The following is an 18,608-nucleotide window of genomic DNA, read 5'->3' on the forward strand; positions in this document are numbered from 1 at the left end:
TGGCATCTGCGCCTGCGGTACGCACCCATGGAATCTTAGTGCTCAAAACCGAGGGCCGGTAATAAGTTGGACCGCCCCTCGGTTACTATGTATTCTAACTATGATACGTACGTTATTAATTGATCCCGTGCATCATTCTTTTCAGTACTGGATTTAATAAAATCAGAATTAAAGCTGCGATACAGGGTACGATTGTAAAGATGCCAAAAAAGTAGGACATCGAATGTGTTGTGGTTATCTTATCAATATATGCACCCAAAAATCCACCGATCAGGTTTGCTATTGCAGACGCACAAAACCAAAAACCGAATAAGAGGCCCAGGAATTTCTTTGGTGACAATTTACTCACATAGGAAAGGCCTACAGGAGAAAGACATAACTCGCCGGAAGTGTGGAAAAAATAGGCTAATATCAGCCAGATCATACTTACAGAGGCTGTTTTAGCTCCTTGTGGAATAGAAAGGCTTCCATATGACAGGGCTGCAAAACCTACGCCCACCAATATTAAACCCAGCGCAAACTTAATCGGGCCCGAGGGATTCCATACCTTCTCCCAGAACTTACTAAAACTCGATGCAAGTGTAATAATAAAGAACGAGTTTAATATCTGGAACCAAGACACGGTTACCTCCGTATTCACTGCTGTAAATTCGCGGTGCACTTTCCAGATACACAAAACCCAGATGATGGCAAAGGAGATAGCGGTAAAAATAATGGTCAGTGGATACTTGGTATACACCTTTCTAGCCAGCGAAAAAAGTACACCGGTGATGACCATGATAGGGAATATGGTTAGGGCAGCATCCAGCCACCTAAAACCAATGGCCATATTTCCACTGAGCAGGCGCTGTGTATAATCTTTTGCAAAAATTGTCATCGAACCGCCTGCTTGTTCAAACGCCAAGAAGAACACGATACTGGCTATCATCAGAACCGCAACGACTACCAGACGGTCACGCACAATATTTGCCGGAATCGTTTCTTCCTCCTCCTTGTTGACACTCATCTTTTTGTCATGGTCCGCCTGAATGGCCTTTGGAGTTTCACCTACAATTCCAAAAATACGCTGCCCAAAGTAAAATTGGATCATCCCAAAAAACATAAACACACCAGCCAATCCAAACCCATAATGCCAGCCGATTTTCTCACCAATATAACCGCAGAGCAACATACCTAAAAATGCACCTCCGTTGATACCCATATAGAAAATAGTATAGCCCGCATCCTTTTTAGGGCTCGTATCGGGATATAATTTACCGACCATGGAAGATATATTGGGTTTGAACATCCCATTCCCCAAAATCATCAAGATTAAACCAAGAAAAAAGAAACTTTTAGAAATACCTTCCAAGGCCATTGAGGCATGCCCGAGAGTCATGATCAAAGCGCCTATAAGTATCGCTTTTTTATAACCCGTCAAGCGGTCAGCAATCATGCCCCCAAAGAGCGGTGTGAGGTAAACGGCGAAGGTATATACTCCATATAATTTCATTGCCTCTTCATTTGTCCATTGCCAGCCTTGTTGTGCAATCGTGGAGACTAGAAAGTTAACCAGAAGCGCACGCATACCATAGTAGCTAAAACGCTCCCACATTTCTGTAAAGAATAGCACGAATAATCCGGCAGGATGCCCTTTCACCATCTTGTCGTCAATCCCCTGTTTGGCCAGATGTGCTACAAGAACTTGATCTTTTTCTTGATTCATATAATTTCGATAATTGTTTTATAACTCAGGTTTTGTTTTTATTTTGTTAAAAATCGCTTGAATATACACTATTTTTCTATGAATTAATCAATTCCATGCATCATCTTTTTTATTTTTTTATTTCCTAGAATCAGCAATACAGCTGCAATCATCGGTATTATGGTAAATACCGCAAAGAAATACGACATGGAATGAGAACTGGTGATGTTATCGATGTAAGATCCGATAAAGCCACCAATAAAATTGGCAATGGCGTTGGCACAAAACCAAAAACCAAACAGCAGTCCCAAAAATTTCTTTGGTGACAGCTTGCTGACATACGACAATCCCACGGGACCAATGCACAGTTCGCCTACGGTATGAAAAAAATAAGCGGCCACCAGCCAGATCATACTTACCGAAGCAGTTTTCGCCCCTGTCGGTATTTCGGCGCTCCCCACAGACAATGCGGCAAAGCCAACTCCTACCAATGTGAGGCCCATGGCAAATTTAATCGGGCCGGAGGGGTTCCATACCTTTTCCCATATCTTGCTAAAAGATGTAGCTAAAGTAATGATAAAGAAGGAATTGAGCATAGGAAACCAAGAAACGGTAACTTCAGAGTTCATACCATGGTATTCACGGTACACCTTCCAGAGACATAGAGACCAGATGATAACAAATGAAATCCCTGAAAAAAGTATAATGAGCGGATATTTACGGATTATCTTTTTTGCCAATACATAGAGTACGCCCGTGATCACGACAATAGGTACTATCGTCAATGCAAAGTCAGCCCATTTAAAAATCGTTGCAGCTCCTCCGCTCAACAGGCGCTGTGTATAATTCTTTGCAAATATAGTCATCGATCCACCTGCCTGTTCAAAAGCTAGATGGAACACGATGCTGGAAAACATAAAAATAGCAATTACCAATAGGCGGTCACGCACGATGTGCTTCGGATGCTCGTCTTCTTTTACGGACTGCTCCAGCATTATATCCGCTTTCTCCGGACTGTTACCTATTGTCCCAAAAATACGCTGTGCGAAATAAAATTGCAGCATCCCCAAGAACATAAAGATCCCTGCGAGTCCAAAGCCGAAGTGCCAGCCAATTTTCTCGCCAATATAACCACATAACATCATGCCGAGGAAGGCTCCTCCGTTGATGCCCATGTAAAAAATCGTATATCCAGCGTCTTTTTTCCCTCCTTTGTCAGGATACAGTTTACCAACCATCGAAGAGATATTCGGTTTGAAAAGACCATTCCCAAGAACGATGAGCATCAGCCCAGCTAGAAAAAAGTTCTTGCTAAAACCTTCCATGGCCATCGACAGATGCCCTAAGGTCATGATTATCGCCCCCACCATAATAGACTTTTTATATCCGGTGACGCGATCAGCAATAATCCCACCGAATAATGGTGTTAAAAAGACCATGCCGGTATATAGACCATATAGTTTCATGGCTTCTGAATTGGTCCAGCCCCAGCCATGCTGGGCAATCGTAGAAACCAGAAAGTTGACCAATAGGGCTCGCATCCCATAATAACTGAAGCGTTCCCACATTTCAGTAAAAAACAATACAAATAAGCCTGCGGGATGTCCTTTCACCAATACATGTTCAGCCCCCACTTGAGTTAGATGGGACTCCAGAACAGCATCTTTTTCCAAATTCATGTTTTCAATTCTTATTTTTCAATATCAGGTAGTGTGATGTCGATTATTCCTTTTTATCCCCAGCTGAATATCTGCTATGATACGATAAACACTCAACGAAAGGTTCTGTAACAACTATAGTTAATATATGGGATGATGATAGAGACAGGCGCGGACCAGCGGTCCGGCATCAGCCTAGCTCCTGTGAAAAGCCGCATTTCCCTTTTTAGAGAAACGCGGCTTTCAATTAAATCAGCGGGCGCAGGCGCTCCAATAATTTTTTAGTAGCGAAGATACCTTCTTCCTCGCTTAATTTACTTCCTTCATATTCAATGCCGATATAACCTTTAAACTTCGCCTTTTTCACGATTTTCAGCATGCGTTCATAATCGATCTGCGTTTCATTTCCATTGGCATCAAAGTCATGTGTCTTTGCACTGACACCATGCGCATAAGGCATCAGGTCTGCTACCCCTTGATAACGGTCATATTCATAAAAATTACCGAGATCCGGCAAGCTGCCACAGTATTTGCTTCCCACAGCTTTTAATGTCTTAGCCAACCAGTCACCGTGGGACGATATACCACCGTGATTCTCTACAATGATGCTGATACCTGCTTTTTTTCCGATATCCGATAATGCCGTCAAACTCTCAACCACACGTTTGCTAACCTCTTCGGGAGTGCCTTTACCGGCGGCATTCACACGGATAGCGTGACAACCCAAAAAATTTGCGGCTGAAATCCACTTATAATGATTCTGTACAGCTTGTTTCCTTTTAGTTTCATCCTCATCACCTAGGTTCCCTTCGCCATCCACCATGATGAGGACATTGCGGACACCATTATCTTTGGCGCGCATGTTAAGCTCTGTTAGATAGTTATTATCATTGGCCTTGTCCTTGAAGAACTGATTTACATATTCAACACCATATATACCATATTTTTTGGCTGCCACAACTGGGAAATCCAAATTATTCAGATCACCTTTAAATAACGTTTTATGTAAGGACCATTCAGCTAAGGAAATGTCAAACCAATCTTTCTTTGCGGTGGCAAAACTTTCCAACGATGGCGCCAATGCGATACCAGCAGAAGCTAATGCAAGGTTTTTTAGAAAATCTCTTCTCGAATTCATGTGTTTAGATTTAAAGTGTGTTATTTATATATTTCCCCAGCCAGTCGTCAGTACATCCACAAGATGCAGAGTCTGAATGGGTAATTTATGTTTATCAATATATCCCTGCAATTGCAATAAGCAGGAAGAATCTGTTGATATAATATAATCGGCATTGAGTGCCATGGCGTTACGAACCTTTTGCTCGGCCATGGCCGCTGATATACCTTCAAATTTAACAGCAAAGCTCCCCCCAAAACCACAGCAAGTTTCGCTGTCCTTGACCTCTACCATTTCCAGCCCCAACACCCTGCTCAGCAACTTTCTAGGTTCATTTTTAATTTTGCATTCACGCAGTGCCGAACAAGAATCATGATACACCGCTACACCCTCCAATTCAGCCCCAAAATACTCTTTTTTCAGTACATTGACTAGAAAATCGGAAACTTCCATTACCTGCTGTTGTATTTTATGACACTGGTGAGAATCGGCCGAATTGGCAAATAGATCGCTGTAACCATGTCTGACCATACCAGTGCAGGAGGCTGAGGGTGATATGATCAGGTGCTGTCCTGAGAAATCATCGAGGAACTTCTTGCCGACCTGTTTCGCATCGTCCCAAAATCCAGCATTGTAGGCCGGTTGGCCACAGCAAGTCTGATCAGGATTGTAGACCACTTCACAACCCGCTTTTTCCAACAAACGGATCGTATTAAAAGCAGTGTCCGGATAAAGCTGGTCTATAAAACAAGGAACAAAAAGTTCTACTTTCATATTTAATTCAATCAATAAAATTAAGATTTATTGGATACTAATATCCGTATCAAAAGTAACAATCCAATTACAAAAAACACAGACAAGACCAAAGCAGAGTAACGGATATTGTGTGTGATCTGCTCGATCAGTCCAAAGGAAAACAGCCCAAGTACGATCGCTACTTTTTCTGTCACATCATAAAAAGAGAAGAAGGCTGTTGTATCCTTGATATCGGCAGGAATCAATTTAGAGTAGGTTGACCGGGATAAAGATTGTATACCGCCCATCACTAAACCAACCAGTGCTGCAATAATATAAAATTGCAAGGCCGTAGACAAGTAAAATGCGGCTATACATATCGCGATCCACAACATGACAACCACAATCAACACTTTGATATTCCCATAGATCCTCGATAAATAAGACATCAGAAACGCTCCCAATATAGCGACCAGCTGAATCAAAAGAATCGTAGCGATCAACCGTTCAGCACCAAGATGAAGAATTTTTTCACCGAAGGATGAGGCGACAATCATGAGGGTCTGTACGCCGATAGCATAAAAGAAAAAAGCAGGTAGAAACTGCTTAATCTCCGGAATGCCCTTTATTTTCTGAGTTACATAAGTAAATTCATCCCTTACGTTCTGCACAAAGGTTTTGTCCGTATTGTTTGCCGACGCTTCAATTTTGGGCAGGTATTTAAAAGGTATCATGGAGAATCCCAACCACCACAATCCGACCATTAGAAAAGATATCCGTGCTGGCAAAGAAGGATCAGTGATACCGAACCATGCTGGCTTCAGCACTACGATAAAACAAAGTATCTGTAGGGTAACACAGCCTATATAACCAAAAGCAAACCCTTGGGCACTCACGCGGTCCTGTTGATCCACAGTCGCCAGTAGCGGCAAATATGAATTATTGAATAGCACACCTCCGATATAGCCCATTGCAGCTAAAGCGAAACAAATTATTCCGATTTCCAGCGTTTCAAGTTTGAAGAAAAATAGACACATACAGGAGATTGCCCCCATGTAGGTAAAAAATTTCATGATTTGTTTCTTCAGCCCCCGTGCATCAGCATAGGAGGATATAAAAGGCAATGAAAAGGACATCAACAAATAAGCTACCGCGAGTGCGAAATTGGATAATGCGGTATTGACAATTTCAAAGCCGAAAAAATTAACCACATCACCATGCTCTTTTGTAGTCGTAATCGTGGTATAGTAAACCGGAAAGATGGTAGAGGTAATGACAAGGTTATAAGCAGAATTAGCCCAGTCAAACATGGCCCAGGACCGGATCAATTTTTTATTGTTTTTTTCAATTGCTTGCATGTAAATTGGCTTAATAAGTTTGACGAATATAAGTAATTATTTTAGCCATTTCTTTACGAATTGCAGGTGCCTGATCATCGATGTAATTATTGTTCATAAACGAAAAGGCAAAGCGTCTGCCGGATCGTGTTATTAAGTACCCGCTCTGATTGTAAACAGAGGTGATGGTGCCCGTTTTGGCGAAGACGAAGGGTACACCCAGATCCTTGCTGTAGGTCCTCTTTAATGTACCGTCCACCCCACCGGCCGGGAATAGCCGGAACCGTTCTTTTTCATCCGGAATCTTACTTTTTAGTAACACCAGCAGATCGATATTATTGTTGGGAGTCACTTTATTATAGGACGATAAGCCAGATCCGTCAAAAATGGCCACTTCGCTTGAAAAGAACTTGTACACATTGTTTTTCATCCAGTCACGTACCAGATAAGTATCAAACTGCCCAAACTGTCGCCATGAACACATCATCAGAAACTGTTCGGCAATAAAATTATCACTGGGTAGCATCATTTCCCGGAGGAGGTCTTTGGTCAGTCCTGAATACAGAATTTTGGTATCATTTGGTTTCGCGTAATCCAATAACTGCACATTCTTGCCAAGGGTGTCCGACAATAGCCGAATAAACAAAGTATCAGAATAAATAAAAGGTACCTCATTGACGTAATCTTCTGGCACAGCTCGTTTGGACATCCAGAAGCGATTATCTCTAAAAGAGCGGGAGAGTTCGAAGCCTCCCTGCTTAGGTTCCGCCAGGACATCCAGGAGCTTTTGAAAACTTGCGGGGGATGTAACAAGGCGATTATAACCTTTCTGGCGGAAGGTCACGACATTTCCATAAATTGGAAATGTACTTATTTCAGGCTGATAATACGCCTCGTAATCTTCCATTGCCCAGCCATGTGCGTAGAACTTATTTTTCATTGTTCCGGGCACAATATAGATTGTTTTGTCGGTTTTCTTCAAAAAATTATAGACCACCCGTGTATCCAGTCTATTATGTAAAAAAGTAGGATCTCCGGTCCCCCAGACTAGTAACGAGTCACCTCTCTCCACATACTCCAATCCAGGTATCGAATCTCCCAGGAGTTCAAGCGTTGCATACGTGGTATACATTTTGGTGTTGGAAGCCGGCGTAAAATGCTTATTGCCATTGATATCCATAACGAACCTATCGGAATGGAGATCATACAGCGAAAATCCGTAAAAATGATCATTCAGTATCTTTGATTCCTGAAACATCCGGTAGAGGTCTTCAAATTCCTGGGAATGTACCGAATGTATAAGACATGGAACCATCAAAAATAGCAGGATGGAGCGCAGATAATTTTTCATCGGCTCAAACATACAAAAAAGCGCGACAAGTCCTTTTCACCTATTGCCAAAATTCGGATACAAACCGTTAAAATAGAAAAGGAGGAAATCAATTCCTCCTTTTTTAGTTACATACAGATTGTTAATAGCCTGGGTTTTGAACTAAATTCCCCATACTTCTATTAATTTCATCTTGTGGTATTGGAAATATCTCGTTTCTGTTGGTCGTAAACGTGATGTCTTTGAATGTAGGAAGAATATTTCCTTCAAAAGCGGAATAAGACTCAATGACTTGCTTTGCGATTCCCCAACGAACTAAATCGTAAAAACGATGGCCCTCCATAGCTAACTCCAATCTGCGTTCAAATCGAACGGCATTCCGGGCATAGTCTTGGTTCGGAAATGATGGATACGGTTTAACAACATAATTAGCAGCAGGTGTTCCATCTGCTGTCAACTTAGGTGGGAGTTTCGCTGCGCGACTTCTAATCCAGTTCACATACATCAACGCTTCTCCTAGATTATTTAACTCAACATCGCATTCTGCGGCCATTAAGATGACATCAGCTAAACGAATAATGTTCACATCCAAATCTGTTACATATTTTCCATCGTTAGATGTATGACCAGAAAATAGCGCTTTAGGAATCATTGTCTTAATGCCGGAAAAAGGGCCACCATGTGGTCTATCATTTCCTTCAGACCTCAACCAAGGATCGCCCGGGAAGATGCCATAATCCAGAAACATGACTCCCCTACGTCCAACATTATAATCCAGACGAGGATCAAAACTCAGTTTGGTATCAAGCTTATAATTTTTTAACGCTTCGCCTGTCAATTTAATATCGGAGGTATATGGGTTATTTCGATACGATCCGTCCAAATAAGGGAGACCATTTGCGTCCACCTTGTACGCATTGACCAAATCAATGGTCGGTTGATAGAAACCACAACAACCGACAGGGTTGTCTCCATTTAGCCCACTTAACATATCCCCCACATTCGCGTTATCTCCAGAACCGTCAGGATTGATTACATGCTTAGACACCATGATAGCTTCCGGCCCATCTTCTTTCAATACATCGTAATTGTTCTGATAAGGCATTGTTGTAATATCCCGACCGGCAATCACTGCTTTAAAAAGATCTAGCGCCTCCTTATATTTTTTCTGATAAAGGTATAACTTTCCTAAATACGCTTTTGCCGCATACTGATCCATCCGACCAGCTTCGTTATTGATTTTAGAAGTCGGCAAATTGGCGACAGCAACTTTCAGATCGTTTTCGATAAAAGGCAAGATCACGTTCTCCTGAGTGTTTTTGACAAGCTTAGCTTCTTCCGTAGTCGTATTCTCATCGATAAGTGGAATGTTTTTAAAGACCCGCCAAAGAAGAAAATAATAATGAGCACGTAGCATTTTAGCTTCACCTTCAATTTGTTTTGCACGATCCGCAGAAATACTTTTGGTCCCCGCTTGGTCTTGCTTTAACAAAGCCAATGTACTATTCGTCCTAATGATGCCTTCATAATAAACCTGCCACATGGTGCTTAAATTATCATTGGAAGATAAGGGCGAAAAATTCACCAACATATTCATATTAGGTTGGTCAGTTGGAGTAGATCCCTTATGAGCATTATCTGAAGTGATTTCTCCGAAGACCCATTGGCTGGGAGCAGACGCATAATTTCCCCATGTGCCATTAACATTTCCATTTAGTATTGAATAAGCCCCGATTAAAGCAGCTTCCACACCTTTTTTATTTCCTACTTGCTCTTCAATGAGTTGACCTTGCGGCGTTTTCTCTAAAAACCCCTTACTACATCCAACCAATCCCGCGATTCCAACACTCACTAAACCTATAAAAACTCTTATATTTTTCATTTTTACATTTCTTTAAGTTAAAACCCTAAACTTACACCTAACATATATTGCCTAGACTGTGGATACACCCCAAAATCTACACCTAATGCGGGGTATTTTGATGGTGTTGCGGTCACTTCAGGATCTAATCCTTCATATTTGGTAATTGTAAATAGGTTTGTTACACCAAAATACGCTCGTAATTTTTTAACACTACTTTCCGCTCCAAACAATTTATCTGTTTTAAAATTATAACCTATCTGTAGATTCTTCATTTTTAAGAAACTAGCATCTTGTATATAATAGGTCGACGACGCATACTCATTCGCAGAGACCTTTTCTTTAGTCTGAGATGGAATCATACTACCGGTATTTGATGTACTCCAAGCGTCAAGGATACGAACGCTTTTCTGCCCATCAAATACACCAAAATCAGTAAAATACCGTGTCGCTTCATAGTTTTGATTACCTTGCGAACCATAGAAATACATCATTAAATCAAAGCTCTTATAATTTGCGTTAAAATTTAATGAGTAAGTAAAGTCAGGGTGTGGCGAGCCGATAATCGTTCTGTCGTTAGCATCGATCACGCCATCACTATTGATGTCCTCGAACCGAAAACCGCCGACTCGAGCATCAGTATAACCAGGGTAACTTTTCAGCTCACCTTCATTCTGGTAAATACCTGCGACTTTAAAACCGTAAAAAGCACCAAATGGCTGTCCTTTTCTCATGATAGAAGTTTCCATACTCCGGAATGCTCCATAGACGACTTCATCAACACCGGGAGCCAATGAAATGATTTCATTCTTGTTCTTAGAAAAATTAACCCCAATATCAAAATTAAATTTATCCGGATCTTTTTGTTGATGATGATAATTAAGCGAGACTTCAACACCTTTGTTTTCCATATCACCGATGTTGATATAAGGCGAGTTCCCTCTTCCTACCGCTGTCGCTGTTAATGGCAACGCGAAAAGCATATCTGAAGTCTTTTTGTTGTACCAGTCAAATGTTCCGTCGACTTTACCTTGGAATAAAGAAAAATCCAGCCCCACATTTAGTGATTTAACTTGCTCCCATTTCACATTATCGTTATTATAATCGCTTATCCACATACCGCTAGTCAAGCTACCGCCTATTGGATAAGAAGATGAATTTTGCGACAATTGATATCTTTTTAAATATTGAAATGACGGTATACGTTGGTTACCTGTAATACCGTATCCTACCCTGGCTTTGAGGTCGCTCAGCCAAGACACATTTTGCATAAATTCCTCTTGGGACAGGCGCCAGGCTACACTCGCCCCGGGGAACGTTCCATATTTGTTCTTCGGACCAAAATTAGAAGACCCGTCCCGCCTTACAGTTGCACTCAATAAATATCGATCTTTATAAGAATAATCTACCTTACCGAAGATAGAGTATAGAGATCCAAAGTTTCCTTCGCTTTCACCTGATTTCTTACTGCCCGAACTTACATAAAAGTAATCCAGATTATCTGTGATAAAATAATCATTTCCTTTACCTTGAACCTGCCGATAGGAGTTGTCAATAGCTTCAGATCCCAACAAGATATTTAAGTTGTGAACATCATTAAAATTGGCTTTATAGTTTAATGTGTTTGTCCAAGTCCATTCTGTGTTATAACCAGAGGTTTCGGTTACCCCATTATTTGCGCTACCTTCGGTAAACTCTAAGTTCGGATAAGTATAGTCCATGGAGTAATAATTCTCATATTTGATACCGAAACTTGTCCTGAAAGTCAAACCTTTAAAAATATCATATTCACCAAATGCATTTCCAAAAAATAAATTGCTCTTGCTGACGTCATCTTTAGCCCGATATGCAATTGCTACGGGGTTTTCACCATTCCCCCAGCCACCTCTAGAACCTGCAAAGTGCCCACCTTCATCGTATACCGGTATAATATTTTTAATACGATAGGCAAAACCAATTACACTGCCCTCACCGATATAATCTCCTGCCGTATTTGTGTTTACGCCAATACCATGTCCTTTTGTGAAGCTGTATTGCATATTTTCCCCGAAACGGAGTTTTTTGTTAAAAGCAGAAAAGTTTGTATTAGAGCGAATATTAAAACGTTCGAAGCCTGTGTGAATCACGGTACCTTTCTGCCCCAGATATCCTCCCGAAACAGCGTAACTTGCATTTTCACCTCCCCCTACCGTACTCAATTGATAAGATTGGGTTGGCGCATTCTGACTTAACTCCTTAAACCAGTCCGTGCCCGCCTTATTCGCCTTAGTAATTTGATAAAACTCTTCCTTATTATCTGCGTATTTATATTTTGACATATCTGCATCACTAGCAGTCACATCGGCTCCTATTTTACTTCCTGCGATCAAATAATCAGGAAGCACATTGTTTTCTCCATTTAATTTATTGTTTAGGTCCAATATTTGCTGTGGGCTTAACATTTTGGGGAATCGCGAGCTGTTAGGAACTTGCACACCATAGTAAGCATCAAAATTAATTTGGGGTTTGCTTCCCGATCGCCCATTCTTCGTGGTTACAATAATGACTCCGTTATTTGCTCGAGAACCGTAAATGGAAGCAGCAGACGCGTCTTTTAGCACCTGCATAGATTCGATATCATTTTGGTTCAGCCAGCTTAATTTACCTTCATAAGGTACTCCATCAATAACGTAAAGAGGTTCATTATTATTGATAGTACTATATCCCCGAATCTTGATCGCCGGAGTAGCTCCAGGAGCACCATCTGTAACTACCTGCACGCCCGTCGCACGTCCTTGCAAAGACTCTACGGCACTTGCAGAGGGAGTTGTCTTCAACTGATCGGTATTGACAACGGCGACAGATCCTGTCAAATCTTTCTTGCGTTGTGTCGAATAGCCCGTCACAACAACTTCTTCCAGGGCGTCTTCTGAAGAGTTGAGCGAAATTGTTAAATCTGCTTTTCCGACAACTGTTATTTCTGAGCTGCTATAACCGATATAGCTTACGATCAGTACGTCACCTATTTTTGAGTCGATGGTGAATGCACCATTCGCGTCGGTGGAAGTACCTTTCGCAGTCCCCTTAACTTTTACCGAGACACCGCTGATGGGTTCACCGGTAACGGCATCTTTAACCACACCCTTAATCGGTGTCTCCTGAAATCCTTTGACTTTAAATAGTGAAACGACTTCAACTCGCTTATGAGCCTCCAACCCATTGGCAGCTGCATGAGCAGTCATTCCTCCTGCAACGAGAAGAGAACTCATCAACAGGAACCTCTTATTGAACTTTTGGCCCAATATGAGATCAAAACAGCAATTTTTGTCCGTTTTTTTCATCATAATTTTATAAATAGGTGGTTTAAAAAAATTTATGTCTATTGTTTCTTGGTTCTATTGGTCTTTTAGTTTGGTTATTGCGCTTCAATCTCCGACAATATTAAATGCCATTGGCCATGGCGCATTTTGGTTATCATTTTTTATTTGTTTGGTTATTTTTCAGAAAATGTTAAAATCTGTTAAATAAATGTAAAGAATAATAAATGTAAAAAGAAAGAAAAAAATGAATTTAAGTTACAACACATTATAAATCAAGATATTGTATTTTATACACTAAGCTATTTATCGGTATTTTTGTTACAAAAGACCAATACTCTGTTGTGTTCATGTTTTTCGCTATGTTGTCAAAACAGAATTGTCAAATATTCTGCAAATACATATAAATACGCCAAAAGGTACTTATATTTGTGATAAATGAATGCAAGTAATTTATTAGAACGGGCGCTCCGATTTGAGTTCCTCTCCAAGGAAGAGGGTGTATTTTTATATCAAAACGCCCCTACAGCTGATTTGACTTTTGTAGCCAATGAATTGCGAAAGATACAAGTGCCGCATGGTAAAGTAACCTGGCAGATTGACCGAAATGTCAATACCACCAATGTTTGCGTTGCGAACTGCAAGTTTTGCAACTTCTTTCGTCGACCCGGACACGAGGATAGCTATATCACTGATATCGAAAGTTACAAACAGAAGATCGAAGAAACCTTTAAATATGGTGGTGACCAGTTATTATTGCAAGGAGGCCACCATCCCGATTTAGGTATTAATTTCTACAAAGATCTATTTAAGCAGCTAAAGGATCTTTATCCTACACTAAAATTGCATTCACTTGGCCCGCCCGAGATCGCTCATATCGCCAAACTGGAAAATATGAGTCATATCGATGTGCTCACCCAGCTACAATCTGCTGGTCTGGATTCTCTTCCGGGTGCCGGCGCGGAGATCCTTAACGACCGTGTCAGACGACTTATTTCGAAAGGAAAATGTGGCGGAAAGGAATGGCTTGATGTGATGCGTGCCGCACATAAAATAAATTTGCCTACTTCTGCGACAATGATGTTTGGACACATAGAAACCATAGAAGAACGGTTTGAACATCTCGTCTGGATTCGGGAAGTACAGGAAGAAAAACCAAAAGACGCCTACGGCTTTATCGCTTTTATTCCTTGGCCTTTCCAAGATGATGGCACCTTATTGAAACGGCTCCGCGGCATTACCAACAACGTAACCAGCGAAGAGTATATCCGCATGATTGCCTTAAGCAGGATTATGCTACCCAACATTAAAAACATCCAAGCGTCCTGGCTTACTGTTGGCAAAAGAACAGCGCAACTGTGCCTTCATGCAGGAGCAAATGATTTTGGGTCCATTATGATTGAAGAAAATGTTGTTTCAGCAGCCGGTGCACCACATCGTTTCACGTCGAGGTCGATACAGGAAGCTATCATAGAAGCAGGTTTTAAACCCCAATTGAGAACACAAAAATATGAGTTCAGAGAGCTTCCGACGCATATGGTCGAACAAGTGATTAATTATTAATATTTACATTGAAAGACGTCATTAGAAATATCGAAGCAATTATATTTGCTTCTGCAGAAGGCATCGATCTGGGCGACATCAAGCAGATTTTGCAGGAAGCGCTCGCAATTGAGATCTCTAGGGAAGAGTTGCGTGACCTGATCAAAAAGATCGAAATCAAATATCAAGACGAAGATTACGTTTTGGAGCTAAGGTATATTAACAATTCCTATCAGTTTCTGACAAAAGCCGTTTACCACGAATCGATCCAACAGTTACAGAACCACAGCAACAAAAGGAAACTAAGCCAGTCCGCCCTTGAAACCTTGGCCATCATCGCTTACCGACAGCCAATTACAAAACTAGAGGTTGAACAAATTAGGGGAGTGAGCTGTGATTACTCTATTCAAAGGCTATTGGAAAAGAAATTGATCAAGATCGCAGGTAAAGCTGACAGTATCGGCAAACCGCTACTTTACGCCACCAGCCAACAATTCATGGATCATTTCGGGATTAATGGTGTCCGCGATTTACCGCAGCTTAAAGATATCGTGACAGAAGACAATGCAATTGGCGAAACCAATGAGTAAATAAAATAAAATAAATTTTTATTTTTAAAACAGAGTTCAACATACTGATTAACAGAAAAATAAAGCCATATATTTTTTTTAAAAAAAGTTTTAAAAAATCGTTTTCTTCTCTAATTTTACAACATTGAATAAGAAACAATAAAGTATTATTTTATGAACACGGCAATGTTAGCTAACGAAGATCTTGAAGAAGTAAAGTTCGCATCTTTCAACGGACCTGATGACGACGATGATGATTTCGATGATGATTTCGATATATCTGAAATCGACTCGATTGGAGGATTGGATGACTTCGATGATGACGATGAATTTTAATATATAGTGCATACAACACTACCTATTAAAACCAGAGAATCATTACAAAAATAAGGCGTTCAATGTACATTGAACGCCTTATTTTTTCACTTTCGATTACTTCACCTGATCGATCAGTTTGTGTAATTCCATCTTCGGAATCATCCCACTCTGCCGCCATACCTGCTGTCCATTTTTAAACAGTATAAACGTCGGGACGCCGCTTACCCTATAAATAGCAGCAATTTTAGGATTTTTGTCCACATCTATCTTGATGATAGAAAGATCCTCCTGATAAAACTCCTTTACATCCTGTAATATTGGCGCCATAGTCTGGCATGGACCGCACCACGTTGCAAAAAAATCCACCAAAACCAGTGAATTTGATTGTATAATCTGGTCAAAAGTTGCCATTATTATTCTCCTTTATTTCTTCTTTTAATGCCTTATATCCTCCCTGGATATTGCAAATATGTTTAAATCCCTTTGCGCGTAAAATGGAGACAGCGATCACACTTCTATATCCTGACTGACAGTGTACAAACACCCATGGGCTGTCGTTCTTAAGCGTATTCCCAAAATTAGCGAAATCCAACAACGGAATGTTCATTGCATTGTCAATATGTCCGCGATCAAACTCTTCGGGAGTACGAACATCAACAATATGACCTTGGTCTGATTTTTTATAAAATTCGCTTACTGTTAGGTCTGATATGGAGTCCACGGCTTCACTGCACTTCCACTCGATTATCCCACCGATCAGAGTACCAATAACTCGGGTATATCCCAATCCGAGCAGCCGCTGTAATACTGCATCCCTCTCCACGTCTTTAACAATAACGAGCAGCTTCTGGCTCTTATCCGGAAACACCCGCATCAAAAAAGTATCGAAAGGCCCCTTGAAACCGATATTGACAGACTGGGGAACAAAGCCTTTTAAAAACTCATCACCGGAGCGTGTATCCAATACGATGACGTCAGTCTGCTTACGGTACCTTTTAAATTGTTCGACGCTGAGCGTCGGGACATCTTGGGCAACACCAAACAAAAAACAACAGGTATTTTCCTGTCCGGCCGAAGCAGGTGAACCTCCGGCCCAAATAAGCATACCTGTGGTAAACATAAACATTAAAAATCTTCGCATTTTTTTTATTTAAACGGAATAAGCAATTTTTCCAATTCTTCAATTTTACCATTATAGATATTTAAATCTACATCACCACGGATGCCTGTTACGGTGCCCTTTTCGGAAAACTGCCAAAACGCCCAGTGGTCTTTCGGATTTTCAATCCAAAAATTATAGTTGGCAATCCAGAGGGTGTATGTTGAAAATTCCCTTTCCAAAAAATCGCTATAAAATTTGTCCCCAGAATAGAGAATAGGCTTGACCTTATAATGCGATTCCACTTCGTTAAGCCATCGTTTTAAACCTACCTTGAGGCTGTCCATCGATTGTTGCTTTGGATGCTCTTCGATATCCAGTACTGGCGGTAGATCTCCTGGCCGGAGCTTGACCTTACGGATAAAATTTTTGGCCTGTTTGACTGAATTTTCATTCGGCCGAAAGTAATGGTAAGCTCCCCTTAGGATTGCTCTATTTTCTATTTTGGACCAGTTTCTGCTGAACTTATCGTCTACCCCTTTCTCGCCCATTGTTGCCCGTATAAAGACAAAGTCAATGGGAAACTGGTCGTTTATTGTATTTACCTTTTGCCAGTCAATATTGTCCTGATAGGTTGATACATCTATCCCAAATACCTTATCATTGTGCTTACTCATGATTTCGATATTCCGGATATCGTACTTGACATCCTTTGCCAAGGTTCGGCTTTTAGAGGTTATCGTCCGAAAGTAATAGATTATACCAGCTTTGTAATGCCAGGCCATTAGCGCCAGAAAAAAAACAAGCATCGCCCCCGCTGTCCATATCCATTTGGTCTCACGGGCCGGTTTGTGCTTCACCGTCGCCTTCGTTTGTTTTGTTCGCTGTTGCGTCATACGAGATGAAGTTACGGCAATCATAATAAACTCACAAAGTTTTCCCAACAATTTATATTTTTGTATATGATTGTATACAACCCTAAAGACTGGCTGTCAGCAACTTTCAAGCTACACAAATCAGATACCTTTAAAAAGCTATTGCCCTTTCTCATTTTAATTGCCATTTATTCTTGGGGGATCGCCTATCTCGAGCTCGAGTACCTTAAATTAAATGAAAAAAGCTGGGTTAAGAACATTACCATTGTCCATAATCTGTTAGGCTTTGTCATTTCCCTATTGCTGGTGTTCCGCACGAATTCAGCTTACGACCGCTGGTGGGAAGCCCGTAAACAGTGGGGCACGCTGACCAATATCAGTCGAGCATTTTCGTATAAACTCAATGCTATTCTATCCGAAGAAGACAAAGTGAACCGCAGCTTTTTCCGTAAAGCTATTCCCCTATTCGCAGAGACATTATATGACTTTTTGCGGTCTGACTACACCAAATTTATGCTTGACGAAAATGAGCATCCCGAATTAAAGTCGCTGGACAGTAAAAAACATGGTCCTAATCAGGTATCCAATATGATTTTTCAGAAAATAAACGAACTATATAAAACTGGAATTATCAGTGGCGACCAGCTCTTTATACTCAATGAGGAAATCGTGTCCATGACAAATGTATGTGGAGCATGTGAAAGAATCAAAAATACGCCGATCCCATTGTCCTATAGTGCCTTCATCAAAAAGTTTATCATCTTTTATACGATGACACTTCCTATTGGCTATGTATTTTCTATCGGATATTTCGTTGTCGTGGCTGTCCCGTTTATTTTGTACGTATTAGCTTCGCTGGAATTGATCGGAGAATCCATAGAAGAACCTTTTGGAGTAGATCAAGACGATCTGCCGATTGATAAAATCGCTACCAATATAAAAAAACATTGCCACGAGATTATCTCTGCCTAGCGTTGATAAAAACAATCTAGCTCATTTTCAAATCATAAGAAGGGGCAGCAAAAATAAGTTTTGCAAATCTAGTCAGAATTTCTACTTTTGTCGCGGAGAGTTGGCAGAGTGGTCGAATGCGGCGGTCTTGAAAACCGTTAACTGTCACAGGTTCGGGGGTTCGAATCCCTCACTCTCCGCACAAGAGGCCTTTCAGCAATGAAAGGCTTTTTCGG

At 40.9% G+C, this 18,608-nt stretch carries 15 protein-coding genes and 1 tRNA gene; 5 read left to right on the top strand and 11 right to left on the bottom strand.

Annotated features, from left to right (window positions below):
• Nucleotides 1-115 precede the first annotated feature (115 nt).
• The 8 genes from K7A41_RS00730 to K7A41_RS00765 all read right to left on the bottom strand — a co-directional run bounded on the left by K7A41_RS00730 (nt 116) and on the right by K7A41_RS00765 (nt 13,045).
• The gene (locus K7A41_RS00730) at nt 116-1,705 is read right to left on the bottom strand and encodes a peptide MFS transporter (RefSeq protein WP_265712181.1); all 1,590 of its coding nucleotides are present in this window, start codon (nt 1,703-1,705) and stop codon (nt 116-118) included.
• A gap of 83 nt (nt 1,706-1,788) precedes the next feature.
• A complete protein-coding gene (locus K7A41_RS00735; RefSeq protein ID WP_265712182.1) occupies nt 1,789-3,363 on the bottom strand; it encodes a peptide MFS transporter in 1,575 nt (524 codons plus the stop codon).
• Between the two features lie 226 nt (nt 3,364-3,589).
• Nucleotides 3,590-4,480, bottom strand: coding sequence for a TIM barrel protein (locus K7A41_RS00740; RefSeq protein ID WP_028071313.1), 891 nt, complete (start codon nt 4,478-4,480; stop codon nt 3,590-3,592).
• 24 nt (nt 4,481-4,504) lie between these two features.
• Nucleotides 4,505-5,233 (bottom strand): (Fe-S)-binding protein, encoded by a 729-nt coding sequence (locus K7A41_RS00745; RefSeq protein WP_028071312.1) that lies wholly within the window; start codon nt 5,231-5,233, stop codon nt 4,505-4,507.
• A gap of 20 nt (nt 5,234-5,253) precedes the next feature.
• On the bottom strand, nt 5,254-6,552 hold the full coding sequence (locus tag K7A41_RS00750) for an MFS transporter (protein ID WP_265712183.1): 1,299 nt from the start codon (nt 6,550-6,552) through the stop codon (nt 5,254-5,256).
• A 10-nt stretch (nt 6,553-6,562) separates the two neighbouring features.
• Nucleotides 6,563-7,882, bottom strand: a complete 1,320-nt coding sequence (locus K7A41_RS00755) for a D-alanyl-D-alanine carboxypeptidase (protein WP_265712184.1) — start codon at nt 7,880-7,882, stop codon at nt 6,563-6,565.
• Nucleotides 7,883-8,003: 121 nt separating this feature from the next.
• Nucleotides 8,004-9,743: a RagB/SusD family nutrient uptake outer membrane protein gene (locus tag K7A41_RS00760; protein ID WP_265712185.1), complete on the bottom strand. Its 1,740-nt coding sequence runs from the start codon at nt 9,741-9,743 to the stop codon at nt 8,004-8,006.
• A gap of 17 nt (nt 9,744-9,760) precedes the next feature.
• A complete protein-coding gene (locus tag K7A41_RS00765) occupies nt 9,761-13,045 on the bottom strand; it encodes a SusC/RagA family TonB-linked outer membrane protein (protein ID WP_265712186.1) in 3,285 nt (1,094 codons plus the stop codon).
• A gap of 411 nt (nt 13,046-13,456) precedes the next feature.
• On the opposite strand from K7A41_RS00765, the gene mqnC reads away from it, so the two are divergent.
• From mqnC to K7A41_RS00780, 3 genes are all read left to right on the top strand, one after another.
• Nucleotides 13,457-14,581: a cyclic dehypoxanthinyl futalosine synthase gene (gene mqnC, locus K7A41_RS00770; RefSeq protein WP_265712187.1), complete on the top strand. Its 1,125-nt coding sequence runs from the start codon at nt 13,457-13,459 to the stop codon at nt 14,579-14,581.
• Between the two features lie 8 nt (nt 14,582-14,589).
• Complete coding sequence (gene scpB / locus K7A41_RS00775; RefSeq protein ID WP_265712188.1) at nt 14,590-15,150, top strand: SMC-Scp complex subunit ScpB; 561 nt, start codon at nt 14,590-14,592, stop codon at nt 15,148-15,150.
• 153 nt (nt 15,151-15,303) lie between these two features.
• Nucleotides 15,304-15,465: a hypothetical protein gene (locus K7A41_RS00780; RefSeq protein WP_265712189.1), complete on the top strand. Its 162-nt coding sequence runs from the start codon at nt 15,304-15,306 to the stop codon at nt 15,463-15,465.
• A 96-nt stretch (nt 15,466-15,561) separates the two neighbouring features.
• On the opposite strand, the gene trxA is transcribed toward K7A41_RS00780, so the two are convergent.
• The 3 genes from trxA to K7A41_RS00795 are packed head-to-tail and all read right to left on the bottom strand — an operon-like array spanning nt 15,562 to nt 17,442.
• Complete coding sequence (gene trxA / locus K7A41_RS00785) at nt 15,562-15,858, bottom strand: thioredoxin (protein WP_265712190.1); 297 nt, start codon at nt 15,856-15,858, stop codon at nt 15,562-15,564.
• The gene (locus K7A41_RS00790; RefSeq protein ID WP_265712191.1) at nt 15,845-16,588 is read right to left on the bottom strand and encodes a rhodanese-like domain-containing protein; all 744 of its coding nucleotides are present in this window, start codon (nt 16,586-16,588) and stop codon (nt 15,845-15,847) included. The genes trxA and K7A41_RS00790 overlap by 14 nt, the downstream gene beginning before the upstream one ends.
• A gap of 5 nt (nt 16,589-16,593) precedes the next feature.
• The gene (locus K7A41_RS00795) at nt 16,594-17,442 is read right to left on the bottom strand and encodes a glycoside hydrolase family 25 protein (protein WP_265712192.1); all 849 of its coding nucleotides are present in this window, start codon (nt 17,440-17,442) and stop codon (nt 16,594-16,596) included.
• 66 nt (nt 17,443-17,508) lie between these two features.
• Between K7A41_RS00795 and K7A41_RS00800 the strand changes: the two genes are divergently transcribed.
• On the top strand, nt 17,509-18,393 hold the full coding sequence (locus tag K7A41_RS00800; RefSeq protein WP_265712193.1) for a bestrophin family protein: 885 nt from the start codon (nt 17,509-17,511) through the stop codon (nt 18,391-18,393).
• 94 nt (nt 18,394-18,487) lie between these two features.
• A tRNA-Ser gene (locus K7A41_RS00805) sits at nt 18,488-18,572 on the top strand.
• Nucleotides 18,573-18,608 lie beyond the last annotated feature (36 nt).

The sequence above is a fragment of the Sphingobacterium sp. InxBP1 genome (genome assembly GCF_026191775.1).
In the GTDB taxonomy this organism is placed as follows: domain Bacteria; phylum Bacteroidota; class Bacteroidia; order Sphingobacteriales; family Sphingobacteriaceae; genus Sphingobacterium; species Sphingobacterium thalpophilum.

What these genes read in the sequence shown, in the direction of transcription:
- K7A41_RS00765 (WP_265712186.1), bottom strand. Translation starts at nt 13,045, where the DNA reads ATGATGAAAAAAACGGACAAAAATTGCTGTTTTGATCTCATATTGGGC.
- K7A41_RS00745 (WP_028071312.1), bottom strand. Translation starts at nt 5,233, where the DNA reads ATGAAAGTAGAACTTTTTGTTCCTTGTTTTATAGACCAGCTTTATCCG.
- K7A41_RS00780 (WP_265712189.1), top strand. Translation starts at nt 15,304, where the DNA reads ATGAACACGGCAATGTTAGCTAACGAAGATCTTGAAGAAGTAAAGTTC.
- K7A41_RS00790 (WP_265712191.1), bottom strand. Translation starts at nt 16,588, where the DNA reads ATGCGAAGATTTTTAATGTTTATGTTTACCACAGGTATGCTTATTTGG.
- K7A41_RS00740 (WP_028071313.1), bottom strand. Translation starts at nt 4,480, where the DNA reads ATGAATTCGAGAAGAGATTTTCTAAAAAACCTTGCATTAGCTTCTGCT.
- trxA (WP_265712190.1), bottom strand. Translation starts at nt 15,858, where the DNA reads ATGGCAACTTTTGACCAGATTATACAATCAAATTCACTGGTTTTGGTG.
- K7A41_RS00800 (WP_265712193.1), top strand. Translation starts at nt 17,509, where the DNA reads ATGATTGTATACAACCCTAAAGACTGGCTGTCAGCAACTTTCAAGCTA.
- mqnC (WP_265712187.1), top strand. Translation starts at nt 13,457, where the DNA reads ATGAATGCAAGTAATTTATTAGAACGGGCGCTCCGATTTGAGTTCCTC.
- K7A41_RS00795 (WP_265712192.1), bottom strand. Translation starts at nt 17,442, where the DNA reads ATGACGCAACAGCGAACAAAACAAACGAAGGCGACGGTGAAGCACAAA.
- K7A41_RS00760 (WP_265712185.1), bottom strand. Translation starts at nt 9,743, where the DNA reads ATGAAAAATATAAGAGTTTTTATAGGTTTAGTGAGTGTTGGAATCGCG.
- K7A41_RS00730 (WP_265712181.1), bottom strand. Translation starts at nt 1,705, where the DNA reads ATGAATCAAGAAAAAGATCAAGTTCTTGTAGCACATCTGGCCAAACAG.
- K7A41_RS00735 (WP_265712182.1), bottom strand. Translation starts at nt 3,363, where the DNA reads ATGAATTTGGAAAAAGATGCTGTTCTGGAGTCCCATCTAACTCAAGTG.
- K7A41_RS00755 (WP_265712184.1), bottom strand. Translation starts at nt 7,882, where the DNA reads ATGAAAAATTATCTGCGCTCCATCCTGCTATTTTTGATGGTTCCATGT.
- K7A41_RS00750 (WP_265712183.1), bottom strand. Translation starts at nt 6,552, where the DNA reads ATGCAAGCAATTGAAAAAAACAATAAAAAATTGATCCGGTCCTGGGCC.